The organism is Mariprofundus sp. NF, from assembly GCF_013387455.1.
Lineage (GTDB): Bacteria > Pseudomonadota > Zetaproteobacteria > Mariprofundales > Mariprofundaceae > Mariprofundus.
Genome location: NZ_VWNC01000004.1, coordinates 96628 through 121814, shown reverse-complemented (window position 1 = coordinate 121814; position 25187 = coordinate 96628). Strand labels below are relative to the sequence as shown.

General features: G+C 49.8%; 24 protein-coding genes and 5 tRNA genes. 2 read left to right on the top strand and 27 right to left on the bottom strand.

Annotation, left to right across the window (positions count from 1 at the left end; genetic code table 11):
• The 27 genes from rpoB to rpmH all read right to left on the bottom strand — a co-directional run bounded on the left by rpoB (position 1) and on the right by rpmH (position 21545).
• Positions 1 to 4095 carry a DNA-directed RNA polymerase subunit beta gene (gene rpoB, locus F3F96_RS07485; RefSeq protein ID WP_176962627.1) on the bottom strand — a complete coding sequence of 1365 codons (4095 nt, stop codon included), beginning with the start codon at positions 4093 to 4095 and terminating at the stop codon, positions 1 to 3.
• Positions 4096 to 4219: 124 nt separating this feature from the next.
• On the bottom strand, positions 4220 to 4594 hold the full coding sequence (rplL, locus tag F3F96_RS07480) for a 50S ribosomal protein L7/L12 (protein ID WP_176962749.1): 375 nt from the start codon (positions 4592 to 4594) through the stop codon (positions 4220 to 4222).
• Positions 4595 to 4648: 54 nt separating this feature from the next.
• Complete coding sequence (gene rplJ / locus F3F96_RS07475) at positions 4649 to 5167, bottom strand: 50S ribosomal protein L10 (protein WP_176962626.1); 519 nt, start codon at positions 5165 to 5167, stop codon at positions 4649 to 4651.
• A 244-nt stretch (positions 5168 to 5411) separates the two neighbouring features.
• Positions 5412 to 6098 (bottom strand): 50S ribosomal protein L1, encoded by a 687-nt coding sequence (gene rplA, locus F3F96_RS07470; protein ID WP_176962625.1) that lies wholly within the window; start codon positions 6096 to 6098, stop codon positions 5412 to 5414.
• A gap of 11 nt (positions 6099 to 6109) precedes the next feature.
• A complete protein-coding gene (rplK, locus tag F3F96_RS07465) occupies positions 6110 to 6538 on the bottom strand; it encodes a 50S ribosomal protein L11 (protein WP_176962624.1) in 429 nt (142 codons plus the stop codon).
• 142 nt (positions 6539 to 6680) lie between these two features.
• Positions 6681 to 7211 carry a transcription termination/antitermination protein NusG gene (nusG, locus tag F3F96_RS07460; protein WP_176962623.1) on the bottom strand — a complete coding sequence of 177 codons (531 nt, stop codon included), beginning with the start codon at positions 7209 to 7211 and terminating at the stop codon, positions 6681 to 6683.
• The gene (gene secE, locus F3F96_RS07455) at positions 7211 to 7399 is read right to left on the bottom strand and encodes a preprotein translocase subunit SecE (protein ID WP_176962622.1); all 189 of its coding nucleotides are present in this window, start codon (positions 7397 to 7399) and stop codon (positions 7211 to 7213) included. The genes nusG and secE overlap by 1 nt, the downstream gene beginning before the upstream one ends.
• Before the next feature lie 37 nt (positions 7400 to 7436).
• Positions 7437 to 7512 (bottom strand) — tRNA-Trp (locus F3F96_RS07450).
• A gap of 5 nt (positions 7513 to 7517) precedes the next feature.
• Positions 7518 to 7673, bottom strand: a complete 156-nt coding sequence (gene rpmG / locus F3F96_RS07445; RefSeq protein ID WP_176962621.1) for a 50S ribosomal protein L33 — start codon at positions 7671 to 7673, stop codon at positions 7518 to 7520.
• A gap of 68 nt (positions 7674 to 7741) precedes the next feature.
• Entirely contained in the window at positions 7742 to 8932 is a 1191-nt protein-coding gene (gene tuf / locus F3F96_RS07440; RefSeq protein WP_176962620.1) for an elongation factor Tu, read from the bottom strand.
• 63 nt (positions 8933 to 8995) lie between these two features.
• A tRNA-Thr gene (locus tag F3F96_RS07435) sits at positions 8996 to 9070 on the bottom strand.
• 27 nt (positions 9071 to 9097) lie between these two features.
• Positions 9098 to 9171: transfer RNA gene (locus tag F3F96_RS07430), tRNA-Gly, on the bottom strand.
• 36 nt (positions 9172 to 9207) lie between these two features.
• Positions 9208 to 9292: transfer RNA gene (locus F3F96_RS07425), tRNA-Tyr, on the bottom strand.
• Positions 9293 to 9393: 101 nt separating this feature from the next.
• A tRNA-Thr gene (locus F3F96_RS07420) sits at positions 9394 to 9469 on the bottom strand.
• A 195-nt stretch (positions 9470 to 9664) separates the two neighbouring features.
• Positions 9665 to 10138, bottom strand: coding sequence for a pantetheine-phosphate adenylyltransferase (coaD, locus tag F3F96_RS07415; protein ID WP_176962619.1), 474 nt, complete (start codon positions 10136 to 10138; stop codon positions 9665 to 9667).
• Between the two features lie 59 nt (positions 10139 to 10197).
• Positions 10198 to 11436 (bottom strand): POTRA domain-containing protein, encoded by a 1239-nt coding sequence (locus F3F96_RS07410; protein ID WP_176962618.1) that lies wholly within the window; start codon positions 11434 to 11436, stop codon positions 10198 to 10200.
• Between the two features lie 122 nt (positions 11437 to 11558).
• Complete coding sequence (gene mtnA / locus F3F96_RS07405; RefSeq protein WP_176962617.1) at positions 11559 to 12569, bottom strand: S-methyl-5-thioribose-1-phosphate isomerase; 1011 nt, start codon at positions 12567 to 12569, stop codon at positions 11559 to 11561.
• A 51-nt stretch (positions 12570 to 12620) separates the two neighbouring features.
• A complete protein-coding gene (locus tag F3F96_RS07400; RefSeq protein ID WP_176962616.1) occupies positions 12621 to 13469 on the bottom strand; it encodes a ParB/RepB/Spo0J family partition protein in 849 nt (282 codons plus the stop codon).
• 39 nt (positions 13470 to 13508) lie between these two features.
• Positions 13509 to 14294 carry an AAA family ATPase gene (locus F3F96_RS07395; protein ID WP_176962615.1) on the bottom strand — a complete coding sequence of 262 codons (786 nt, stop codon included), beginning with the start codon at positions 14292 to 14294 and terminating at the stop codon, positions 13509 to 13511.
• Positions 14291 to 14863: a 16S rRNA (guanine(527)-N(7))-methyltransferase RsmG gene (locus tag F3F96_RS07390; RefSeq protein ID WP_176962614.1), complete on the bottom strand. Its 573-nt coding sequence runs from the start codon at positions 14861 to 14863 to the stop codon at positions 14291 to 14293. Before F3F96_RS07390 ends, F3F96_RS07395 begins: the two co-directional genes overlap by 4 nt.
• Positions 14853 to 16724 (bottom strand): tRNA uridine-5-carboxymethylaminomethyl(34) synthesis enzyme MnmG, encoded by a 1872-nt coding sequence (gene mnmG / locus F3F96_RS07385; RefSeq protein ID WP_176962613.1) that lies wholly within the window; start codon positions 16722 to 16724, stop codon positions 14853 to 14855. Before mnmG ends, F3F96_RS07390 begins: the two co-directional genes overlap by 11 nt.
• Positions 16725 to 16838: 114 nt before the next feature.
• The gene (locus F3F96_RS07380; protein ID WP_176962612.1) at positions 16839 to 17702 is read right to left on the bottom strand and encodes a phosphoribulokinase; all 864 of its coding nucleotides are present in this window, start codon (positions 17700 to 17702) and stop codon (positions 16839 to 16841) included.
• 176 nt (positions 17703 to 17878) lie between these two features.
• The gene (mnmE, locus tag F3F96_RS07375; RefSeq protein ID WP_370465516.1) at positions 17879 to 19138 is read right to left on the bottom strand and encodes a tRNA uridine-5-carboxymethylaminomethyl(34) synthesis GTPase MnmE; all 1260 of its coding nucleotides are present in this window, start codon (positions 19136 to 19138) and stop codon (positions 17879 to 17881) included.
• A 64-nt stretch (positions 19139 to 19202) separates the two neighbouring features.
• Positions 19203 to 20798 carry a membrane protein insertase YidC gene (gene yidC, locus F3F96_RS07370; RefSeq protein ID WP_176962611.1) on the bottom strand — a complete coding sequence of 532 codons (1596 nt, stop codon included), beginning with the start codon at positions 20796 to 20798 and terminating at the stop codon, positions 19203 to 19205.
• A 2-nt stretch (positions 20799 to 20800) separates the two neighbouring features.
• Positions 20801 to 21052, bottom strand: a complete 252-nt coding sequence (gene yidD, locus F3F96_RS07365; RefSeq protein WP_176962610.1) for a membrane protein insertion efficiency factor YidD — start codon at positions 21050 to 21052, stop codon at positions 20801 to 20803.
• A 10-nt stretch (positions 21053 to 21062) separates the two neighbouring features.
• Positions 21063 to 21404, bottom strand: a complete 342-nt coding sequence (gene rnpA / locus F3F96_RS07360) for a ribonuclease P protein component (RefSeq protein ID WP_255461275.1) — start codon at positions 21402 to 21404, stop codon at positions 21063 to 21065.
• A 6-nt stretch (positions 21405 to 21410) separates the two neighbouring features.
• Entirely contained in the window at positions 21411 to 21545 is a 135-nt protein-coding gene (gene rpmH, locus F3F96_RS07355; RefSeq protein ID WP_176962608.1) for a 50S ribosomal protein L34, read from the bottom strand.
• A 146-nt stretch (positions 21546 to 21691) separates the two neighbouring features.
• Here rpmH and dnaA point away from each other — a divergent pair, with 146 nt between their 5' ends.
• Positions 21692 to 23023 (top strand): chromosomal replication initiator protein DnaA, encoded by a 1332-nt coding sequence (gene dnaA, locus F3F96_RS07350; protein ID WP_176962607.1) that lies wholly within the window; start codon positions 21692 to 21694, stop codon positions 23021 to 23023.
• A gap of 1058 nt (positions 23024 to 24081) precedes the next feature.
• Positions 24082 to 25182, top strand: a complete 1101-nt coding sequence (gene dnaN, locus F3F96_RS07345) for a DNA polymerase III subunit beta (protein WP_176962606.1) — start codon at positions 24082 to 24084, stop codon at positions 25180 to 25182.
• The last annotated feature ends 5 nt before the right edge of the window (positions 25183 to 25187 follow it).

The following is a 25187-nucleotide window of genomic DNA, read 5'->3' as shown; positions in this document are numbered from 1 at the left end:
TTATTCTCCTTCGTTCACGGCTGGACGTTTGACCATGGCAAGGTCAATACCCAGAGCATTCAATTCTTTGGTCATAACGTTAAAGGACTCAGGAATACCTGCGTCAAACGACATATCACCGCGTACAATCGACTCGTACATCTTCGTACGGCCCTGCACATCATCCGACTTCACAGTCAGCATCTCCTGCAGCGTGTAAGCCGCGCCGTATGCTTCCAGTGCCCAAACTTCCATCTCACCGAAACGCTGGCCACCGAACTGCGCCTTACCACCCAGCGGCTGCTGCGTAACAAGCGAGTATGGACCGGTTGAACGAGCATGAATCTTCTCATCCACCAGATGATGCAGCTTAAGGATATACATCATGCCGATAGTAATCGGACGATCAAACGGCTCGCCGGTACGACCATCATAGAGCATGGTCTGACCCGATTCAGGCTTGTCGGCAAGTTTCAGCATACGCTGAACATGATGCTCTTTCGCACCATCGAACACCGGAGTAGCGATAGGAATGCCGCCACGCAGATTATGTGCCAACTCAAGCAGTGACTCTTCATCCATGCCCTTGATATCGCTGCATGCCTGCTCATCTTCGAGGTAGCACTCCAGCAGGAATGCGCGCAGCTCTTCAGTTGGCATTTTGTCTTTGAGCATGCCGTCAATCTTCTTACCAAGCTCACTGCCAGCCCAGCCCATATGAATCTCGAAAATCTGACCGATATTCATTCGTGAAGGTACGCCCAGCGGGTTCAGACAGATATCAACAGGTGTGCCATCTTCGGTATATGGCATATCCTCTTCCGGAACGATGACCGAAATAACACCCTTGTTACCATGACGACCCGCCATCTTGTCACCCGGCTGCAGCTTGCGCTTCACAGCCACAAACACTTTCACAACCTTAATCACACCAGGTTTCAGCTCAGAGCCTTCACGAACCTTGGCCACTTTCTCTTCAAAGCGTGACTCAAGTCTGCCGCGCTCTTTGTCCATCGACTCAAGAATCTCGGCAACACGTTCATTGACAGTGTCATCAGCAACAGAGACACCGGTGAGATCACGTAGATTCAGCGCTTCAATATGTTCAGCCTTGATCTCTGTGCCTGCTTTAAGTCCCTTGAACTTGGCAGCACTCTGGCCAATCAGAAGGTCGCCAAGACGACTTACTGCATTGCCCTCAAGAATACGGCGCTCATCTTCCTTATCAGCATAGAGCTGCTCAATAGAGCTCTCTTCAATTACCTTGGCACGATCATCTTTCTCGTCGCCACGACGGGTGAAGACCTGAACGTCAACAACAACGCCCTCATCACCGGGTTTAACGCGCATGGAGGTATCACGAACATCGGATGCTTTCTCACCGAAGATCGCACGCAGCAATTTCTCTTCAGGAGAGAGCTGGGTTTCACCCTTCGGTGTGATCTTACCAACAAGGATATCGCCCTGTTTTACTTCCGCGCCGATATAAGCGATACCGCAATCATCAAGATGACGCAGTGCCTCTTCACCGACATTCGGAATATCGCGGGTGATCTCTTCAGCACCGAGTTTGGTATCACGGGCAACCGCTTCAAACTCTTCAATGTGGATCGAGGTATAAACATCCTCTTTTACCAGCTTCTCGGAGATCACAATCGCATCCTCGAAGTTGTATCCACGCCATGGCATCAGTGCTACCAGTGCATTGCGGCCCAGTGCCAACTCGCCCAGATCCGTGGATGGACCATCTGCGATGATGTCGCCCTTGGCAACAAGTTCGCCACTCTTAACCAGCGGACGCTGGTTAAAGCAGGTGTTCTGATTGGAGCGGCGATACTTGAACAGGCGATAGATATCTACGCCGGGTTCACCTTCAACCTGCTCGTCGTCATACACCTTCACTACAATTCGTTCGCCATCAACGCGCTCAACAACACCACCACGACGGGCAACCTGAGATACACCCGAGTCACGTGCCAGTGGCGCTTCCATGCCGGTACCTACCAGCGGCTTCTCGCTACGCAGCAGAGGCACAGCCTGACGCTGCATGTTTGAACCCATCAATGCGCGGTTCGCATCATCGTGCTCAAGGAATGGAATCAGGCCTGCACAAACAGAAACCACCTGTGATGGTGAGACATCCATATAGTTGATGCCAGCCGAGTCAGCCATGATGAACTCACCACCCTGACGACACTGGATCAGATCATTCACAAAGCGACCATTCTCATCCACTTTTGCATTGGCCTGGGCAATAACCGGGGTGGCCTCATCAATTGCAGAGAGGTAATCAACTACGTCGGTTACCTGTCCATCAACAACCCTACGGTATGGCGATTCAAGGAAACCGAAATCGTTTACCTTGGCATAGGTAGCCAGTGAGTTGATCAGACCGATGTTTGGACCTTCAGGCGTCTCAATAGGACAGAGACGACCGTAATGGGTTGGATGTACATCTCGAACTTCAAATCCGGCACGTTCACGAGAAAGACCACCAGGGCCGAGGGCCGAGAGGCGACGTTTATGCGTCACTTCTGAAAGAGGGTTGGTCTGATCCATAAACTGTGAAAGCTGGGATGAACCGAAGAACTCTTTCACCGATGCGATCAACGGTTTGGCATTAACAACATCAGAAGGCATCATCTCAGTCAGATCGCCAGAGCTCAGACGCTCACGAACAGCACGCTCCATGCGTACCAGTCCAACACGAATCTGGTTCTCCAGCAGCTCGCCTACAGAGCGCAGACGACGGTTACCGAGATGATCGATATCATCCACTTCACCGATGCCATCACGCAGTGAGAGCAGTGTATCAAGGGCTAGCAGGATATCTTCATCACGCAGTGTGCCCTGATCCAGAGGAACAGCATCGTTATCAATACCCAGACGGCTGTTGAGTTTCATACGGCCAACACGGGAGAGGTCATAACGGGATGGATCATAAAACAGTGATTCAAACAGCGCTTTTGCAGTTTCAACTGTTGGCGGCTCACCAGGGCGCATCATGCGGTAGATCTCAACACGCGCCTCTTCACGCGACTGAACCATATCCAGACGCAGGGTATCAGCCAACCAGGGGCCACGAACCGAGGTGTCAATCAGCAGACAGTCGAACTCTTTGATGCCTGCTGCCTGCAGCTCAGAGATAGAGTCTTCAGTCAGCTCCTGATTGTGATCAATCAGAATCTCGCCACCGGCGATCAGGATAGGTTCAGCTGCAGCCTCACCGACCACACTCTCAAGCGGCACATCAATCCAGTCGATTTCAGCTTCGGTCAGGCGCTTAATAGCCACCTTGGTGAACTTCTTGCCTTCAGCAACAATGCGCTTATTACCAACCTTGATGGCGGTAACCGCACGTGTGCCTTCAAACAGTTCAGGTACAAATTTAACCTGCACACCATCTTTACTGAAGCGGTAGGTGCGACGCTGATAAAAACGATCCAGGATATCCTGTGTGGAGAGGCCGATCGCCTTAAGCAGGATGCCAACAGGCATTTTGCGACGCAGATCGATACGGAAATTCACCTTATCTTTTGCATCAAATTCAAAATCGAGCCATGAGCCACGGTAAGGAATCACACGTGCTTTAAACAGGAATTTACCTGAAGCATGTGTTTTACCGCGATCATGATCAAAGAATACACCCGGAGAACGGTGCATCTGGGAAACGATGGCACGCTCGGTACCATTGATGATGAACGAGCCATGCTCGGTCATGCGGGGGATTTCACCCATGTATACGGACTGGTCGCGTACTTCGCGAACCTTGCGCTTACCGCGCTTCTCACCCTCATTGTCAAAGATCTTCAGGCGCAGCTTGACCTTAACCGGCAGGGCATAGGTCAAATCACGACGACGACACTCGTCAAGATCGTAGCGGGGAGGGCTATACTCGAGCCCTTCAAAACCCAGCTCAGCATTACCGGCATAATCACGAACCGGGAATACAGACTGGAAAACTGTCGCCAGTCTGGAGTCATTCACAGCTTCGCCATAACCGACAAATTCATGATAGGACTCGGTCTGCAGATTCAACATGTTTGGCATGCTGATAGGAGACTTGATACTACCGAAATTTTTACGAATGCGTTTCAATGATGCTTGCTTAGCCATGGTTACCTCGAACGACGTACAGATTTTCCAAAACTCTTAAATGCGAAAAAGGCCAAGCCCCGGTAGCTTCCGCCACCGGGGATTAACCTGATACGTTTACGTTGAAACGTGAAACAACAGTAGCTTACTTAAGATCTACAGTTGCGCCCGCTTCTTCCAGCTTAGCTTTCAACTCTGTAGCTTCGTCCTTAGAAACGCCTTCTTTAACGTTGCCAGGTGCGCTGTCTACCAGTGCTTTAGCTTCTTTCAGGCCCAGACCAGTTGCTTCGCGAACTGCCTTGATTACCTGGATTTTCTTCTCGCCTGCAGACTGCAGTACAACGTTGAACTCGGTCTGCTCTTCAGCTGCTGCGGCTTCGCCACCAGCGGCCGGGCCAGCTGCTACTGCAACAGGTGCAGCTGCAGATACGCCGAATTTGTCTTCCAGTGCTGTTACCAGCTCAGACAGTTCCAGAACGGTCATAGTTTCGATTGCTGAGATTAGTTCATCTTTTGTGATTGCCATTTTAGTTAGCTCCTTGTGCTATAGTTAAAAAAATTAAGTGATAAATGTTTATGCTGCTTCTTTCTGATCGCGAATGGCTGCCAAAGTGCGTACGAACGATGCAGGTACTTCAGCCAATGTACGGACGAATCCGCTGATTGGCGCCTGCATGCTGCCGAGCATTTTGGAGAGCAGAACTTCGCGAGATGGAAGGCTTGCCAGTGCTTTAACACCTGCAGCATCCATCAACTTGCCGTCGAGTACGCCACCTTGAACCAGAAGCTTATCGTTCTTTTTGGCGAAGTCGGAGATGGCTTTTGCCATGGCTACCGGATCTTTACCAAAAGCGATTGCTACTGGGCCTGTGAACAATTCTTCAGCTGCTTTAAAGCCCGTACCCTCTGCCGCGCGACGCGCCAGAGTGTTTTTTACAACCTGTAGAGACACATCTGCATTATGCAGATCACGGCGAAGATCTCCCATTTGGGAAACAGTCAGGCCGCGGTAGTGAGTCACTACACCAGCTGTAGATTCGGACCAGGCAGCGTGAAGTTCTTCGACAATGCGTTGTTTGTCTTGTTTAATCACATTTACCCCCTTGCTTTTCGACCCGCGCAAGTGAGCTTGCACCCCATCTATTGTTGGAAGGGTCTCCCCAATTAAGCCGCGCTCATCTTGAGTCTGGCTCCAGCAGTCTAGGACGGATCGTTATTTTCGACGTCACCTCAGCAAACATCTGCATCAGTTGAGTCGATTCTTCTGCCTTGCGGCACGCCAACCTGAGTCGGCAAACTTAATGCACCGGCACTCCATGTGCCGGCGCGCTTAATTCTTAAAGTGTGGTTTCATCCACGCGTACTGCAGCGCCCATGGTTGAAGAGATACTCATCTTCAGCATGTAGCGGCCTTTTGAAGATGAAGGACGCAGGCGATTCAGCTCAGCCAGCAGCGCTTGAACATTTTCATTGAGTTTGGCTGCATCAAAAGAGCGACGACCAACAGGTGCATGAATCACACCACCCTTATCGACACGCACTTCAATCTGACCGGATTTGATTGCGCCAACAGCTTTGGTGACATCCATAGTTACGGTGCCCAGCTTAGGATTGGGCATCAGGCCACGGGGACCGAGCACACGACCCAGCTTACCAACCTGTGCCATCATGTCCGGTGTGGCGACAACGCGGTCGAACTCCATAAAACCACCGAGAACCTTCTCAACCAGATCATCAGCGCCAACAATATCAGCACCGGCTGCAGTTGCTTCATCAGCCTTAGGCCCTTTAGCAAATACGGCAACACGAACAGTTTTACCGGTACCGTTTGGCAGTGCGATTGAACCACGAACCATCTGGTCGGCATGACGCGGGTCAACACCCAGTTTGATCGCCACATCAACAGACTCATCGAACTTGGTAGCTGGCTGCGCTTTGATTGCGTCAAGTGCATCTTTTACATTAACAGCCTGTGCCGGAACGGCCGCAAGGCTTGCTTTCATACGTTTGGTTACTTTTGCCATCTTACGCCCCCTTAACCCTTAACTTCCAGACCCATAGAGACAGCAGTGCCCTCTATGATCTTCGCGCCAGCTTCAACATCGTAGCAGTTAAGGTCTGGCATTTTGACTTCAGCGATCTCACGAAGCTGAGCGCTGGTCACAGTGCCGACTTTTTTCTTGTTAGGCTCACCACTGCCTTTAGCAATCTTGGCTGCTTTGAGAAGCAGTACAGATGCAGGTGGGGTTTTGATAACGAAATCGAATGAGCGATCCGCGTAAACGCTGATCACAACAGGAAGGGTCAAGCCCTTCTCCATCTCCTGGGTTCTGGCGTTAAACGCTTTACAGAACTCCATGATGTTCACACCAGCCTGACCGAGAGCCGGACCAACTGGTGGGGATGGGTTTGCGGAACCTGCAGGAACCTGCAGCTTCACAATTTTATCAAGTTTCTTTGCCATTTATATCTCCAACCGGTTTCGGGCCTCTTGCCTTCCGCCTTTATTCGCATGTCACTATCCGTGACTTATGCTCCCGCTGCTTTGCGGTAAACTCTCACATCCTGTGAAAGGGCTTGTTACAAAAAGATTAGAGCCTTCGGCCCTATCCTTTCTCAACCTGAATGTACTCCAACTCAACCGGAGTCGGACGACCGAAGATAGAGACGCTCACTTTCAGCTTCGCCTTATCCTCCATCACCTCTTCAACAACACCGTTAAAGGAGGCAAACGGACCATCAATAACGCGAACCGCATCACCAATATCAAACATAACCTTAGGCTTAGGACGTTCAATGCCCTCTTCAATCTGCTGAATCAGTGCATCAACTTCGCGCTGTGGCATAGGCATCGGCTTGTTTGCAGAACCAAGGAAACCACTCACCTGACGGGTATCTTTTACCACATGCCAGGTATCGTCGTTCAACTCCATCTCAACGAGGATATAACCCGGGAAGAATTTGCGCTGAGATGTCACCTTCTGACCCTCTTTCAGCTCAACCACTTCCTCACGGGGAACAAGAATCTGACCGAACTTCTCGGAAAGGCCCGCTCGCTCCGCATTTTCCCTCAGCATCCCCTCCACTTTATCTTCATAATTGGAGTAGACCTGAACCACATACCAACGCATCGCCATTAGATCACCTGCTTAACGAGTGAGCTCAAGCCCCAGTCGACCAGCCACAGAAACAGAGCAATAAAGATGACCATAACAAACACCAGCAGCGTAGACTGCATTGTCTCTTTACGATCCGGCCACGTTACCTTTTTGGCTTCGACCTTCACTTCATTCATGAATTTCTGCATCTCTACGACACGACTCATACTTAAGCTCCTATTATACTATCCACACAAATCACACTGGCAGGCGAGGAGGGACTCGAACCCACAGCACCCGGTTTTGGAGACCGGTACTCTACCAATTGAGCTACTCGCCTAGGTGTTACTTAATCTTTGTTTCCTTGTGTGGCGTATGCTTACGACATGAATTGCAGTACTTGTTCAGCACCAGCTTATCTGTCGTGGTACGCTTGTTCTTGTCGGTGGTGTAGTTCTTGCGTTTACACTCTTCACACGCCAAAGCCAATAAATCACGCATTTCTTAATCTCCAGTGACGGCAAAGCGGCGGTAGCACAAGTCTACCGCCGCTGCACATCTTTTAGGTTTTACTTAGTAATGTCAGTTACGACGCCAGCGCCGACCGTACGACCACCTTCGCGGATAGCGAAACGAAGCTCTTTATCCATTGCGATTGGGGTAATTAGTTCAACATCCATAGAGATGTTATCGCCAGGCATCACCATCTCAGTTCCCTCCGGGAGGGTAACTGAACCGGTTACGTCAGTTGTACGGAAGTAGAACTGTGGACGGTAACCGTTAAAGAATGGGGTGTGACGACCGCCCTCTTCTTTATTCAGGATATATGCTTCAGCTTTGAATGTGGTGTGTGGTGTGATTGAACCCGGCTTAGCCAGAACCTGACCACGCTCGATGTCTTCACGCTTGGTACCACGAAGAAGAAGACCTACGTTGTCGCCAGCTTCACCACTATCCAGCAGCTTGCGGAACATCTCAACACCGGTACAGGTAGTCTTAACGGTGTCTTTAATACCAACGATCTCGATCTCTTCACCAACTTTGATGATACCAGCCTCAATACGACCGGTAGCAACTGTACCACGACCTGAGATTGAGAATACATCCTCAACAGGCATCAGGAATGGCTTGTCTACATCACGTGCAGGGGTAGGAATGAACTCATCTACTGCAGCCATCAGACGCAGGATAGATGGAGCGCCGATATCAGATGCATCGCCTTCCAGTGCCTTCAGTGCAGAACCGATGATGATTGGCGTATCGTCACCCGGGAAATCGTAAGAGTCGAGAAGCTCACGAACTTCCATCTCTACAAGTTCAAGCAGCTCTTCGTCATCAACCTGGTCTGCCTTGTTCAGGTAGACTACCAGGTGAGGTACGTTTACCTGACGGGCAAGCAGTACATGCTCACGAGTCTGTGGCATTGGGCCATCAGCTGCGGAAACAACCAGAATACCGCCATCCATCTGAGCAGCACCAGTGATCATGTTTTTCACATAGTCAGCATGGCCCGGGCAGTCAACGTGTGCGTAGTGACGTGCTTCTGTCTCATACTCAACGTGTGCAGTTGCAATAGTAATACCGCGCTCGCGCTCTTCCGGAGCACCATCAATGTCGCCGTAGTCCTTGAACACAGCGCCGCCTGTCAGAGACAGAACCTTCGTGATTGCAGCGGTCAACGTGGTCTTGCCATGGTCGACGTGACCAATGGTACCAATGTTTACATGCGGTTTATTACGCTCAAACTTTTCCTTTGCCATAGTTATTCTCCATACATGTTTTTAAACTACGATGGAGACCTGCAAGCAGATAACCATCTAAACTGGAGCCCAGAGCGAGAATTGAACTCGCGACCTCATCCTTACCAAGGATGTGCTCTACCCCTGAGCTACCTGGGCCAGATCCATTGTCCTATTAAAGACAAATGGAGCGGGCGGCGGGAATCGAACCCGCGTCATCAGCTTGGAAGGCTGAGGTGCTACCATTGTACCACGCCCGCACACCCGAAGAAGCTCAGGGGAACCTCTTCAGAAACTGGTGGAGAGAGCTGGATTCGAACCAACGTAGGCTGAGCCAGCAGATTTACAGTCTGCCCCCTTTAGCCACTCGGGAATCTCTCCATGTCACGCCCTTGTCCCGCAAGCAGGCCAACCCAAAAGGGCGCGCGATTATGCACCTTTGCCGCGCACTGTCAATGAGCGCAACAAAAATACGGTTAAACTGGAGCCGGCAACAGGAATCGAACCCGTGGCCTGCTGATTACAAATCAGCTGCTCTACCATCTGAGCTATGCCGGCAAGGGTGGCGCATCATAACGATCAAAATTCTGAACTCAAGCACTATTTGAAAAGAGTTGTTTATTCCGTCAGATAGCGCTTCTTTTTAAGAGAGAACAAGAGCTCAATTCGCTGCTGTTTATCTATAAAATATTAGGTAAACAACTGCACTTTGCGACAAGCGCGTGACCGAATCTTAAAACGCTACGTGATGTTTTACTTAGCAGCCAGATATGGGATAACTACAGGGGGAACCAACTCGGAGACATCGCCTCCCATGCTGGAGATCTCCCGGATAAAACGGGATGAGACAAAGGTGTAGTCCTCGCGAGCCATGACAAACACGGTTTCAATGCGCTCATCAAGCCTGCGATTCATGGTTGCCATCTGGAACTCATACTCGAAATCGGATGCAGCGCGCAAACCTCGCAGAATCGCGGCCGCCTGATGAGCATGGGCGAGATCAACCAGCAGGCCTGAAAAGCAAACCGCCTCTACATTCGGCTCATCCTTAAATGTCTCGCGAACCATGCTTAAACGTGTTTCAACATCAAACATGGGCCCTTTTCCGGGATTGTCTGCAACACCGATCACAACGCGATCAAACGTCTTCAGTCCACGTTTAACCACATCAACATGGCCGAGTGTGATCGGATCAAAGGTACCGGGATAAATAGCTGTCTTTTTCACATTTCCCCCATCAAGAGATGAACAGTAATGGATTCAGAGCTGTTTTTGTACGTTTCTCATCAGAAGGCCTGCCCGGTGCCCAGGTAAAAGCGCCAGCGCTTGGTGGCAACACCATAGGCCATATCGCCCCGCAACGTACCTTTGGCCAGCCAGCGCATGGTCCAACGGAAGCCGCCTCCGGCACCCACTGCCAAGCCACGGGTAACCGAAGTCCCTACCCTGCCGCCGATCTTGCCCATATCAGTAAAGGCTACGAGCTGGAAGTTTGAGCCCTCCCGGATCGGAAAGCGCCCCTCAAAGGTGCCATAGAGATAGTGAGTTCCCTGCAGCTCTCCCGGATAATAGCCACGCAATCCGTTGCGGTTACCGATATCAAAGATGCCACTGCGCTGCACATCACCACTCATCAGGGCGCCATTGAGACGAATGTTGAACGTGTTCTCTCCTGAAAAGGCATAATAATCCCGTATTGAGGCAACATGGCTGTAGCTGTTCACTGTTGAACCGAGTCCCCTGTGGGCAGCTGAGACAGCGTAGTCAAAAGCCCTGCCGGAGAGCCAGGTGATCTGATCATCTATCGCTCTGAAGCTCACCCCGGCCAGCAGGGCACGAATACGATTACCAACCAGATCAACCTGCGGTGTCCCAGAGAGAAACCGGTATGAGGCATTAGAGCCGGAGAAACCAAACGCTACATTCCACCCCTCTTCAGGTACCTCATCCAGAGCATAATTAAATAGTACGCTGCCACTTTTGGCTCGCTGCAGATACTGGGCGGCATGAATGCCGTTGTTATAGGCATCGAACAGCGAGCGTCCCCATGTACCACTCATGACCATGCTCAGCTTCGAATCGGCAATCCTGCGCCAGTTGTATGAAGTCTCATATGAGGTGCCTTTTAAGGTGGAGAAGTTTTTTCCGGTATCCCGCTTGTAGGCCAGACGGATATGGTGATTCAGTCCCCAGAGATTATGTTCATCCACCACAACGGATGCAGATGATGCGCCGTTATCCTTGCGTGATGCCTGAGGAAGCACCCATAGCGTCCAGCGCTCTTTCACGCGCAGATTAACCTGCCCTGACTCGTCCGGTGGCAAAACCACCACTTCACTGAATATGCCGAGATTTCGCACTCTTCGCTCTGAAATGCTAGCGAACTCATCCTGCCAGACAGAGCCAATATAAAATGGCAACTCCCGTAGAACCGTCGCCTCTTCTGTTCGCTTCAACCCATCAATATTGATACTGCTTACGATTTTGCCCGTATCTGCATAAAGACCACCAGCAAACGCAAGCATGCCAAACATCAAAATTACAAATCGGTAAATATTCGCCATACCTGTAGTTAAGCAAAGCAGGTGCCGAATACAACCTTATGAAGCCACTGATTTATTGGCTCCTGCCAAAAACAGCTGCTTCCTTAAGGTTTCCACACCCCGGATTCATTAACAATCGCCGTGATATTAGCAAAGGGCGTCACATCAAAGGCCGGATTATTGGCGCTAACACCTGCCGCGGCGATGCGAATATGGCGAAAGAGGCCATCCTGATCCAGGCCGTCCATCTCCAGAACCTCACCATCGTCCCGCTCTTCAATGGGAATATCAGAGCCACTGGGACAAGCGGGATCAAATGTAGAAGAGGGGGCAGCCACATACATCGGCACGCCATGTTCTCTGGCAGCCAGGGATAGTGCATAGGTACCAATTTTATTGGCCACATCGCCGTTGGCAGCAATGCGGTCAGCGCCTACGACAATGGCATCCACCTTGCCCTGAGCCATCATCCAGGCAGATGCACCATCAGCCTGAATACGGCAATCAATACCCTCCTGGTTCAGCTCCCAGGCGGTTAAGCGCGCCCCCTGCAGGCGTGGTCTTGTTTCATCCACCCAGACAAACGGCTTCTCGCCTGCATGTGCCAGATGATAGATGCCCGAGGTTGCTGTTCCCCAATCGACTGCAGCCAACCAGCCTGCATTACAGTGGGTTAGAATACGCCTCTGACCAACAGCAAGAGACTCGGCAAGGCATGCCCCTATGGCACGATTAGCCGACACCTCAGCATCCGCATAAGCCTCTGCAGCCTCAATCATCTCAGCCGATGATGGGTCACCCTCACCGCAACGCTGCATCGCATCACAAGCATGAAACAGATTAACTGCTGTTGGCCGCGTGGCACGAAACCGGGGCAGCCAGAAATCAAAGAAACGATCCCGATCTTCTTTCCACGCCAGCGCTAAACCATAAGCTGCCGTCGCCCCAATCGTAGGTGCACCACGCACCTGCATCGACTCAATAGCAACCGCGACATCCTCAGGATTGAGACTTACCACCTGCTCAAAACGATGTGGGAGAAGACGCTGCTCTACCCACTGAACACCGCCGGATTGGGCATGCCAATTTACAGCCCGACATACAGAAGCACCCACTCTCACAACACGAACCCCACATAACCTATTGATTTATAATAACATTTCATCTTAATAGCGCAGCTTTCTCAATACGCCATCGAGCTCCACCGGGCGGGTATATGCAATCTTTAACTCACCGGAACCGCCTTTCCTGCAGACAATCTCAACAGGGAGCCCCAACTTTCGCGTTAACTCATCCTGCAGCGCAACCACATCGGCATCCGGCTCAGGTTTTGTTTTATCAACCGGGTTTTTTGCCGCACGCTTGGCCTCCTGCTCCATCTGCCTGGCACTCCAGACCTTACTAATACATTGACGTGCAAGTGACTCGGCGACATGTGTCGGCAAGCCCACAAGCGGTCGCGCCTGGCCCATGCTAAGCTGCCGTTTTTCAATCATCTCTTTGATTATCGGAGAGAGCTGAAGCAGGCGAATCAGATTACTAACCTGAACACGAGAAACACCAATCTTTTCCGCCACCTGCTGTTGCGTACAACCAAACTCATCGATCATACGACGATAAGCCCTGGCTGACTCAATCGCTGTCAAATCATCACGCTGCTCATTTTCAATAATGGCAAGCTCCAGTGCCTGCATATCATCTACATCACGAATCACAGCCGGAATCTCTTGCAAGCCCGCTGCCTGAGAGGCTCGCCAGCGGCGCTCTCCGGCAATCAACTCATATCCATCACCCTGCGGTCGCAGAAGGATAGGCATGAGCACACCCTCACGACGGATGGACTCTGTCAAAGAATCCAGCTCATCATGGGCAAAGTGGGTTCTCGGCTGGTAGGAGTTCGGTTTTATCTTGGAGATAGGTACTTGAGAAGCCTGCCGCATCACTTCCGGTGTAGGCGTGTCTGCCAATAGTGCACTTAAACCCCGCCCTAATCCTCTGTTTTTCAATGTAGCCATAACGCTTCTCCCAAAGTAATACCGGTAGCTATTTAATGATCAGATTGACCTGCGATGCAACAGTTCCTGCGCCACATCAAGATACGCCTGTGCACCCTTGGACTTCAGATCATGATACATCACTGGCACCCCAAAACTTGGCGCTTCAGATAGCCGTACATTGCGGGGCACAACGCTCTCATAGACTTGCGCGCCGAAGTAGGCACGAACATCCTGCTCCACCTGAGTAGAAAGGTTATTTCGGCGGTCCACCATGGTAAGCAGGATGCCCTCCATGTTCAGGCCTGGATTCAAGCCTTGGCGAATGCGCCGGATCGTGTCCATTAGCTGAGTTAAACCCTCCATGGCATAAAACTCAGTTTGCAATGTCACCATAATGTAGTCAGCAGCCGTAAGTGCATTGACCGTTAAAATACTCAAAGCCGGCGGGCAATCGATAAAGATGTGGTCAAAAGCTTCACCCTGATACGCTGCAAAGGCATTTTTCATGCGCTGCTCACGCCCCTGCTCATTAACCAATTCAATCTCGGCACCGGCAAGATCCATCGTTGCGGGCAGAAGATAGAGGTTTTCACACTCTGTTTTCACCACAGCATCGGCAATCGAGCTGTCGCCCAGCAAGACATCATAGGTGCCTGACTCTACATGCTGCTGGTCCACGCCCAGCCCTGATGTCGAATTCCCTTGAGGATCCAGATCAATCAATAGAACTCGCAGATCAAGCGCTGCCAAAGAGGCTGCCAGATTAATGCTGGTTGTTGTTTTACCCACACCGCCTTTCTGATTGGCCACTGCAGTGACCGGGCCGAATCCCTGATGTTTCACGTGAAACCTCCCTCTGAATCGTCGCAATAACGATAACACCGGACTCGCTGGATGCCATCCCCTTCTTCATTCGAGATATTTAGATCATGTTCACCGCTCAGCCTCCATCCCTCTGAAGCTTGCGGTTTATGTGCAAGCGGTACAGGAAGCACAGCCAACGCATTAACATTGGCATGAGGCGTACACATACGCAGTAGCATCGCCTCATCTGTTACTGCCCTGGCAACACACAGGTCGACATGCAGGGATGGGAGATCATTCACATCGGCATCATATACCTCTGCATTCAACTTCAACTTGCGAACAATATGGCGCAAAAACTCAGCCCTCTTCTTCCTTCTCTCCACTAAAACCCCAACCAACCCTGGCTTTGCAATCAACAGTGGAATACCGGGAACCCCCATGCCACTACCGACATCAAGCATGCGCCCCTCATCGGGCATCCACCTGGCAAGCGCCAGCGAAGGCGCAATAAAACGCTCATGAAACAGCTGTGGATCTGATATTGAGGTGAGATTCAACGCCCGACGAAACTTCATCACCTCCTGAACATAGAGATCACAACTCATGCTTCACCCTCAGATAGAGCATCAGAGATGTAATCGCTGCAGGCGTGATGCCTGACAGGCGCGATGCCTGTCCAATCGTTGCTGGCTGTGCCGTGATCAAACGCTGACAACACTCGATACTTAACCCCTTAACAGAAGCGTAATCAAATCCCTCTGGAATCCTAAAGCCCTCCATCTGCTTGAAACGGTCAACCTCAAGCTGCTGCTTATCGAGATAACCCTCGTAGTGCACGAGCGCAGTCAGACTCTTCAAGTCTCTGACACTAAACTCAGGATAGAGAGACAATAACTTCAATGCCTCAGCGGGCTGCACATCAGATCTATGACAGTAGGAGGCGAGACTCATTGATTGCGATGGCATGGGAAGATTTAATGCCACCAAGCGATCTCGCCATGCTGCGCCTGTGCCAACAACCATCTCACGCGATTCAGCCAGTCCAACCGTTACCCGCTCCCTTCTTGTAATAAAACGGTGAGAACGCGCTTCATCGTAGAGGCCAAGCCGAATCGCCCAATCACCCAATCGCATGTCAGCATTATCTTCCCGAAGTTGCAGGCGAAACTCTGCTCTGGAGGTAAACATACGATAAGGTTCGGTCACGCCTTTGGTAACCAGATCATCAGCCATAACACCAAGGTAAGCTTCGGATCTGTCCGGAACCCAGAACTCTACATCAATCGACCTTGCTGCAGCATTAATGCCAGCCAACAGGCCCTGGGCTGCAGCCTCCTCATAACCTGTTGTGCCATTAATCTGGCCAGCATGGAACAGACCCGCCACTTTCTTGCTCTCAAAAGAGGGTTTTAGCTCAGTTGGATCGACATAGTCATATTCAATCGCGTAACCCGGACGAATGATGACAGCCTGCTCCAGGCCGGGAATAGAATGAATAAAAGCCCACTGTACATCAATGGGTAGTGAGGTGGATATGCCGTTTGGATAGACCTCGTTGTGATCCTTTCCTTCAGGTTCAAGAAAGATCTGATGGCTTGTTTTATCTGCAAAGCGGACCACCTTATCTTCAATACTTGGACAGTAGCGTGGCCCTGTCCCTTCAATCTTTCCTGAAAACATCGGTGACCGACTCATGTTTTCACGAATAATCTCATGCGACTTTTCTGTTGTTCGGGTGATGGCACATGGTATCTGATCCTGAGTCACCTGCTCATGCAGCGCCGAAAAGGGCTGAACATCTGTTTCGCCAGACTGTAAATCCAATGAAGCCCAATCAATTGTTTTCTTATCAAGGCGTGGTGGCGTGCCGGTCTTCAAACGCCCCAGCTTAAAGTCTCTACGGTAGAGCTCGTCAGTCAGGCCATGCACTGCCGCATCGCCCGCACGACCTGCAGGCATACTCTTCTCGCCCACGTGGATTAATCCTGATAGAAAGGTTCCCGTTGTCAGCACAACAGCCCGGGCCATGTGCTGCACACCTAACTCGTCTACCGCGCCGACTACAGAATCACCTTCGAATAGAAGCTCTGAAACTGTGCCCTGATGCAGGCTTACACGCGGATGAGAGTCCAGCATCGCTCTGATTACCATATGGTAAATGCGCCGATCACACTGGGCTCGTGTCGCCTGTACCGCTGGCCCCTTGCGTCGATTTAAGACGCGGTACTGCAGAGCAGAACGATCAGCCGCCATCCCCATCAAGCCACCAAGGGCATCAACCTCATGAACAAGGTGCCCTTTGCCGATACCACCAATGGCCGGATTACAGGACATCTTGGCAATGGTATCCAGATTCTGTGTAATCAGACGCACGCGCGCACCCCGACTGGCAGCAGCCCATGCCGCCTCACAACCAGCATGTCCGGCACCAATAACTATTACATCAATGTCTTGCGGATGTTTCACGTGAAACCATTCTCCATAATTTTTCTCAAAGGGGGAGGAAGCGTAGGGGTAAATCTTTTCAAAGCAATAAAAAAAGGGGGCCTAAAGCCCCCCTTTTTCGAAATGGCGCAGGATTTAACCCTTGCGCCTCTTCTCCATCATATCATGAATAATCGGGGAGAGGATTAGCTCCATAGCAAACATCATCTTGCCAGCCGGAACAACCATGGTGTTGCGACGAGACATAAATGAACCATTCAACATAGAGGTCAGCCAAGGGAAATCGATACCCCATTTTTCCGGCTTGCGAATACGAATCACAACAACACTCTCATCCGGAGTGGGCACATCACGCGCAATAAACGGGTTAGAGGTATCAACCAGAGGAACACGCTGGAAGTTGATATCCGAATTGCTGAACTGTGGAGTAATGAAGTGCACATAGTCATGCATTCGGCTAAGAATGTTTTCAACCACGGCTTCAGATGAGTAACCACGCATTTCGGTATCACGGTGGATTTTCTGAATCCACTCCAGATTTACAACTGGAACAATACCTAACAGCAGGTCGGCATATGGAAGCACCTCTTCTACGCCGCCATGAAGGCCCTCGTAGAACAGCAGATCAGAACCCTCTCCAACTTCGCGCCAATCGGTAAACTTACCCGGTTCAACGCCATAAATCTTAGCCTCTTCATCATCATGGATGTAGGTGCGGGCAAGACCCTTACCGACTTCGCCATAGGACTTGAACAGGTCGGCAATATTATCAAACAGGTTAGCCTCATCAGAGAAGTGGCTCAGGCGCTTGCCTTGAGCTTCGAACTCTGCAGATTTCTCACGGAATGTGAGACGGTCAAAACGGTGAAAGCAGTCGCCTTCGACAATTGCTGGTGTAACTTTCTCGCGCCTGAAAATATGCTCGAGTGCTACTTTTGCTGTGCTGGTACCGGCTCCTGATGAACCCGTTACGGAAATCACTGGATGATTTGCTGACATGGTATCTCCCAAAAAAACTTTTTGAATCAAGGGCTTACGGAGTCCCTAGCCTCTTTTGTCCCCTGTCCCTCTGGATTAAATAACGCCAAAAGGTTGGCCATTATGCCGCAAACTACCCCTAACATTCAAGGAAAAGCCGCGACTACTGAAACCTGAAGTCCAAATAGAAGACGTTTTTACTTACCAATGCAGAACTCTGAAAAGACCTGATCAAGAATATGTTCAACATCGCCAATGCCCAGAATGCCACCCAATGCTGCCCAGGCAGCTCGCCACTGCATGGCGGTAATCTCGAGTTTCTCCTCATCGTGCAGCGTCTGCATACCTGTCTCAATACAGTGCAGCGCTTCGCTAAGGCTCTGACAATGCCGCTCTCGGGTTACAAGCATCGACTCGTCCGCGATATCAATATCACCCAAGCTAGCAGCCAGACGATCTCTTAAATCGTTCAAGCCTGAACCGTTTGTCGCACTGGCTGAGATAAAGTGATCTGGATATGCCCCTTGCCCAACATCGCATTTATTCATCAGGAAAATATCCGCATTAACCTTGCAGTGCCAGGTATCCGGACGCATAGCATCGGCAACAAACAGTGTCGCATCAGCCTGCTCAGCAGATTGATGGGCACGACGCACCCCCTCCTGCTCGATCCGGTCTTCACTCTCCCTGATGCCTGCGGTATCAGAGAGGCGCACAGGAATACCATGCACCTCAAAATCGATCTCAAGCACATCTCGCGTTGTGCCCGGAATATCACTGACAATAGCCCTGTCACGCCCTGCCAGTGCATTCAGAAGGCTTGATTTACCAACATTAGGAGCACCGATTATAGTCACAGTAGCACCATCAAACAGACGCTCGCCAAGTGGTGCGGAATCAAGCATGGCTCGGATCGGCTGAATCAACTGCTGTTGCATATCTTCATCCAGTCGACTGAAGAACAGTTCGGGAATCTCTTCTTCAGGAAAATCGAGACTGGCCTCAACATGCGCTACCAGAGAGGTCAGCTGCTGCATCAGATGCTCTATATGTCGCCCGAAAGCACCCTGTAGCTGCCGCTGAGCCTGTTTTCCTGCGCGTATGGTGGCAGCATCAATACAGGAGGCTACGGCCTCTGCCTGGGCCAAATCCATTTTTCCATTCTCAACCGCCCGGCGGGTGAACTCACCCGGCTCGGCTGGTTTGCAACCCAGCTCAAACAAGCGCTCCAGCAGAGCGCGCAGCAGCACAGGGCCACCATGCCCCTGCAGTTCAACCGTGTGCTCGCCCGTATAGGAGTGAGGTGCCGGAAAATAGAGTGATAAGCCCTGATCCAGCACATCGCCTGCAGCGTCCAACCATGATGAGAGGATTGCAACTCTGGCAGGGAAATCCCGCTTAGAATTTGTAAGTTGTTGCAGAACATTCAGGGCATCTATGCCTGAAATGCGAATCACCCCTACGCCACCCCGGCCTGGCGGGGTGGCAATAGCGGCAATGGTTGTTTTATCAGTGACCTGATTAATCGACGTTCATCCTCTTCATTACCATACGCTGCTGGACAATAGAGAGTACGTTATTAACTACCCAGTAGAGTACGAGACCTGCCGGGAAGAAAAGGAACATGGCAGTAAACAGGAATGGCAAAAACTGCATCACTTTAGCCTGCACTGGATCAGGCGGCTGAGGATTAAGTTTCTGCTGAATAAACATGGAGATACCCATCAGTACAGGCAGTACAAAGAATGGATCCTGCACTGACATATCTGTAATCCAGCCGATGAATGGCGCCTGCCGCATCTCAATCGACATCAGCAGTACCTTATAAAGGGCAAAGAAAACAGGGATCTGAATAATGATAGGCAGGCATCCACCCAGTGGATTCACCTTATGTTTCTTATAAAGGCCCATCACCTCCTGGCCCATTTTCTGACGATCATCGCCATACTGCTCTTTCAAGCGGGTCATCTCCGGCTGCAATTTACGCATTGATGCCATCGACTCATACGACTTCTGGGTAGGATAGAAGAAGAGGATTTTGATGCAGATCACCAGAACAATAATACAGAAGCCGAAGTTGCCCAGATACTGATAGAGCCACTCAAGGAAGCTGTGCATCGGCTTGGAAATCGGAGAAAACCAGCCGAAATCTACAGCGCGTTCCAGCTCGGCATTCACACTTTCAAGTACAGGAATAGATTTAGGGCCAAGATAGATGCGGGTGTTGAACAGAGCATCTCTGCCCTCAAGTTTACCATCATCAATCAGGCCAGCCTGATAAGAGCGACCATCGCCTTTATAGTAATAAGGATAGTCCTGGTCAGGATTGGAGATAAGCGCAGCAATAAAGTAGCGGTTCATAATCGCAGTCCAGCCACCCATAGAGGCTGAGCGAATGGAGCCTTTCTCATCCAGCTCATCATAATCCGGCTCCTGCAACTTGCCATCAAACAAGCCAGTTGGACCCATGTGTTCATAGAAAGTGCTCGACTCTTTATCAGGATGACGCTCAACCACCTGACGATAAAGCTTCAAGCCACCGCCCTCTATAATTCTATCTTTAACATCAACAACATAGGATCCCTGCGTGAGACTTATCTGACGCTCCCAGATGCGTCCGTCATCAAGCACAGCACGCAGAACAGCTGCGTCTCCACTCTGTTTTACCGCTGCAAACTGCTGAGCCAACTGGCGACCCATCACACCGGTATTCACATAGACAGAATGACCTTCATCCATGTGCAGTACAGCAACCGGAGCAGAATCTTTCTCCAGAGACTCTCTGTAATTAGTCAGAACCGCACGGGTAAACCACCCCTTCTCATTCACAGAGAGTTTCAACAGATCATTACTGATCTCAAAAGCAGCCGGGGTGATCGGAACAGATGTAGGCACAGCCATAGGTTTGGCAACAGCCGGAGTCACATCGCTGACTTCAGCTACAACGCCGGCATCAGGGATAGCAGCCATTTTGTCGGAGGGAGGCATCAGTTTTTGGGTTGATTCTGTCTGAACCTGCTGTGAAGCGGATGGCTCCTGCTCTGGGAATAGTGCTCCCCACCCCAGTAGAACCAGCATCGACAGTGCAAATGCCAGAATCATATTGCGTTGTTCCATGATTATTTCTCCCTCAAAACTTTTAGAGATCTGGTTGCCTCAACTTCCGGTACCGGATCGAACCCACCTTTTGAAAACGGATGGCAACGTAACAGACGTTTCGTACCAAGCCAAATACCGCGCAACACGCCATGGCGTTGCACGGCCTCGATTGTGTAATATGAACAGGTGGGATAATGCCGGCAATGCGATGGCATAACAGGCGAAATGAACAACTGATAAAAACGGACAGGTAACAGAAAAAGTTTACGCATCGATCAAAACCTATCCCTGATGCGGCTGACGAATCTTGAGCAGAGCTTGAGAAAAGTCATGTACTGGATCCACCATTCTGTCTACATTCACAATCGGTATCACCAGAACATCAATACCCAGTGAATCATAACTGCCACAACGAAAATGATCGCGCAGCTGGCGTTTCAGACGATTCCTTGCAACGGCATTGCCATATTTTCTTGAAACAGCAAGCCCCAGACGAGAGTGCTCGGAACCGTTAAAACGATAGACCAGCCGTACTCCCCCTACACTGATTCGCCTGCCTTTTCGCATGGCGGCGAAATCAGATTTTGAGCGTAAACGCCCTGATTTAGGGAAGTGCTGGTTCAGACCGATTTATACTGTCAGGTCCTTACGACCTTTAGCGCGGCGACGATTCATAATCACACGTCCTGCTTTGGTTGCCATGCGTGCACGGAAGCCATGACGGCGTGCGCGGCGGATACGGCTTGGCTTATATGTAAAGCTCATGGTAAATCTCCTGATACCTTATCAACTTGATAAGCAGTCGCTTAAAAAGGGTCGCGCATGATAAATAGCATCGCAATGGTGTCAAGGAATGATCGCGACTCATCTATAGAGTGGATGAAGCTGGGCAAGCATGTACTATTCTGCCAATGACAACCACCTTTGACGAATCTTACTGGCACCGTATCAAAGATGCACTGATGGATGAGATCCCTGCATCCCGTTTTGATGCGTGGATTCGACCGTTAACCGCCCACTACAATGATGGTGATTTAACCATCAAGGTTGCCAATCGCTTTTTTCTTGATGGCCTGAAAGCCAGCTACGGAAAACGTCTTACTGAACTGGCCCATATTATGATCGGCGATCATATTAATATCCTCTATGAGGTGGATGCCAAGCTCGCTGCTGCTGCAGAAGTGAAAAAAGAAGAGGTGGCCGTTGAAAGCAGGCAATCCAATGTTGATGGTTATATCGACCCGCGTTTTACCTTTGAAAATTTTGTCGTCGGTTCCGGTAATGAGTTCTGCAATGCAGCTTGCCGTGCAGTCGCTGATAAACCCGGTGCTATCTATAACCCGCTCTACCTCTATGGTGGTGTAGGCCTTGGTAAAACACATCTGATCAATGCAGTTGCCAATGAGCTGTTGAGTAAGGATCACACCCGCATCGCCTACCGTACGGGTGAGCGTTTCACCAATGAGTTGATCCAGGCGATTCGTAATGGTTCAACCGATGCCTTTCGCAATCAGTATCGTCAGGTGGATGTACTGATTATTGATGATATCCAGTTTATTGCCGGTAAAGATCGTACGCAGGAGGAGTTTTTTCATACCTTCAATGCCCTTTACGAGGTGAAGAAACAGATTATTCTTACCTCTGACCGTAGCCCGCGCGATCTTACTAATCTGATGGAGCGTCTGCGCTCCCGCTTTAACTGGGGACTGGTTGCAGATATTCAGCCACCTGATCTTGAGACACGTTTAGCCATTCTATCCAGTAAAGCGGAGTTGGCAGGTGTTCATCTTGATAAAGATGTTGGCCACCTCTTGGCATCGCGTATTAAAAATAATGTGCGTGAACTTGAAGGTGCACTGACCCGTCTTACTGCCCATGCAACACTGACCGGTCGCACCATTGATATCGCATTTGCCCGGCATGTACTGCGTGATCTCCTGCATGAGGAGGTTCGTGCTGTCTCTGTAGAGGATATTCAGAAGAAGGTCGCCTCCTACTTTAATATTAATATACGTGAGATGTCTTCAAGTAAACGCAGTCGCACCATTGCATTCCCACGCCAGATAGCGATGTATGCTACTAAAGAGCTTACTACACTATCCCTGCCCGAGATTGGTAGTCGATTTGGTGGAAAAGATCATACAACTGTTCTCTATGCGGTACGTAAAATTAATGCAAAACGTAAAGAGTCTGATGATTTTGATGAAGAGATGGGTCGTATTATGTCCCTGCTTAAACAGTAAATAATTCTACCCGGGCTCTGTCATAAGAGCTTTTTAAATCACGATATAACAATCAAAAAACCGGTTAATATTTGATATGGGCTCTATTTCTCATGAACACTCATGTCTACCTTATTAATACTTGTAACTAACTGTTATTAAATAACTTTATATATTATAAATTAACACTACAGCTGAACCGTTCGCCTCTCTAAGAAGGTGTTAGCCTATCCCCGCACAGCCTGTGGATAGATTGAGCATAACCCGATATCTGACCACCATCCTGTTACCAATCGGAGTTTATCCACATCCTGTTCACAAGCTCTCCATCATTCACACACAGTTCAAAAAGCACTTAAAGCCAGTGCATGAATGGCTATTCCACCCTTACTCACAATACTCACAGCCCCTATGATGACTATGAATCTTTATTAAAATAAAAGGGTAACAAGTAATAAAGGCAACAACCTTACAGAATATTCCAACATATCTTTGTAACAGCATCTCTTAATTTCATTATTCAGATCATGCAATCATCTGTTTTTCAGTTATAGGAAAACAGTGAATAGAATCTCAATAACTGTTCTCAACTCAAGTAGATATTCAAAACTTAGCTAAGGTTCATTCACATGATCGAAAGGTATTCCACATTAAGTATTCATGTTGGTGACGAATAAATAGAGTAGAATGAAGTAATCATCTTAACGACTTTTAGCATATTGGTTCTTTGTTTGATCTACTCTCTGTCTGGAAACAGCCATTGAGGGTTTATCCAGCTTCAATTGTTGTACCCCCATCCGGTAGAAGAAAGGAACAACACTTCTCTTTTGGCTAATAAGGTGTGAGTCTGTCCGCGCATATGTTGTGGATAGTTTGAGCATAAAGTGATTGACCGAACTGATGCGACTGAGCATGATTAATTATCCACATCCTGTTCACTCTCTCTCCTGGATTCACACACAGACCGGAGATGCTAAAAAGCCATGTGAACAATGGATAAATGGGGTTTATTCACAATACTCACAGCACCTATGATGACTATGAGTTTTTATAAATATAAAGGGGATTAGGTAGTAGATATGAACATCACATTGTCCAGAGCATCTTTGTTGCAGGCAGTGCAGCGTTGTCAGAGCATTGTAGAAAAACGCCACACCATCCCGATTCTTGCCAATATTTTACTGCAGGCAGAAAACGACACGTTGCATGTTACTGCCACTGATCTTGAGGTTGGTATTCGTTCTCAGGCACCTGCTACAGTAACAAAAGAGGGTTCGATCACTGTATCAGCCAGAAAACTGTTTGATATCATCAAAGAGCTCGATGCTGATCAGGATGTCACCCTTGAGAGTGGTGAAACATTTGTATCGATTCGCAGTGGCCGTTCCCGGTTCCGTCTTGCCTCACTCGCAGCTGGTGAATATCCGGCGTTAACAGAGGAGCAGGGTGGCAGCTCGATCACACTATCCGGCTCAACACTTTCCGATATGGTTGCAGCCACTGCCTTTGCCATGTCTACAGATGAGACCCGTAAATATCTGACCGGTAGTCTGTTTGAGGTGGATGATCAGCATATGCTCAGACTGGTTACCACTGACGGTCACAGGCTGGCTCTCTCTGAAGTTCGTCTTCAGCAGGAGACAGAGGCTGTGAAATGCATTGTGCCACGCAAGGCAGTGCTGGAGATCAGAAAGCTCTGTGATGAGTGTCAGGGTCAGATTGAACTCTTTTTGGGTGAGCGTCAGATTCGTCTGGTAGCTGACTCCAATATTCTTACCTCTAAATTGATCGATGCCCGTTTCCCGGTTTATCAGGATGTCATTCCAGTCAATAACCCGGCTCAGGCGATTGTGGCCAAGGGTGAATTTGATCAGGTACTGCGCCGAAGTATGATTGTAGCCAATGAGTTTACTCACGATGTTCGACTCACCTTCAAAGAGAAGGGTATTGATATATCTGCGCATAATACCGAGCAGGAAGAGGCCGAAGAACATATCGCCACGGACTACAATGGTCAGGAGGTCGCTATCGGTTTTAATGGTCGTTATCTCAGGGATACACTGAGTGCTATTCGCTCTTCAGCAGTACGCATTGAGCTTAAAGATGAACTCTCTCCGGTACTGGTACGTGGTGAAGATGATGAAGGATCGCGCTATGTTATTATGCCGATGAGGATCTAAACGAC

Excerpts from the sequence above, each read along its gene's own strand:
- rplA (WP_176962625.1), bottom strand. The coding sequence starts at position 6,098 with ATGGCAAAAGTAACCAAACGTATGAAAGCAAGCCTTGCGGCCGTTCCG.
- rpoB (WP_176962627.1), bottom strand. The coding sequence starts at position 4,095 with ATGGCTAAGCAAGCATCATTGAAACGCATTCGTAAAAATTTCGGTAGT.
- secE (WP_176962622.1), bottom strand. The coding sequence starts at position 7,399 with ATGAGTCGTGTCGTAGAGATGCAGAAATTCATGAATGAAGTGAAGGTC.
- yidC (WP_176962611.1), bottom strand. The coding sequence starts at position 20,798 with ATGGAACAACGCAATATGATTCTGGCATTTGCACTGTCGATGCTGGTT.
- dnaA (WP_176962607.1), top strand. The coding sequence starts at position 21,692 with ATGACAACCACCTTTGACGAATCTTACTGGCACCGTATCAAAGATGCA.
- dnaN (WP_176962606.1), top strand. The coding sequence starts at position 24,082 with ATGAACATCACATTGTCCAGAGCATCTTTGTTGCAGGCAGTGCAGCGT.
- tuf (WP_176962620.1), bottom strand. The coding sequence starts at position 8,932 with ATGGCAAAGGAAAAGTTTGAGCGTAATAAACCGCATGTAAACATTGGT.
- nusG (WP_176962623.1), bottom strand. The coding sequence starts at position 7,211 with ATGGCGATGCGTTGGTATGTGGTTCAGGTCTACTCCAATTATGAAGAT.
- rpmG (WP_176962621.1), bottom strand. The coding sequence starts at position 7,673 with ATGCGTGATTTATTGGCTTTGGCGTGTGAAGAGTGTAAACGCAAGAAC.
- yidD (WP_176962610.1), bottom strand. The coding sequence starts at position 21,052 with ATGCGTAAACTTTTTCTGTTACCTGTCCGTTTTTATCAGTTGTTCATT.
- rplK (WP_176962624.1), bottom strand. The coding sequence starts at position 6,538 with ATGGCAAAGAAACTTGATAAAATTGTGAAGCTGCAGGTTCCTGCAGGT.
- F3F96_RS07390 (WP_176962614.1), bottom strand. The coding sequence starts at position 14,863 with ATGAGTTGTGATCTCTATGTTCAGGAGGTGATGAAGTTTCGTCGGGCG.
- F3F96_RS07400 (WP_176962616.1), bottom strand. The coding sequence starts at position 13,469 with ATGGCTACATTGAAAAACAGAGGATTAGGGCGGGGTTTAAGTGCACTA.
- F3F96_RS07380 (WP_176962612.1), bottom strand. The coding sequence starts at position 17,702 with ATGTCAGCAAATCATCCAGTGATTTCCGTAACGGGTTCATCAGGAGCC.
- F3F96_RS07410 (WP_176962618.1), bottom strand. The coding sequence starts at position 11,436 with ATGCTTGCGTTTGCTGGTGGTCTTTATGCAGATACGGGCAAAATCGTA.
- rpmH (WP_176962608.1), bottom strand. The coding sequence starts at position 21,545 with ATGAGCTTTACATATAAGCCAAGCCGTATCCGCCGCGCACGCCGTCAT.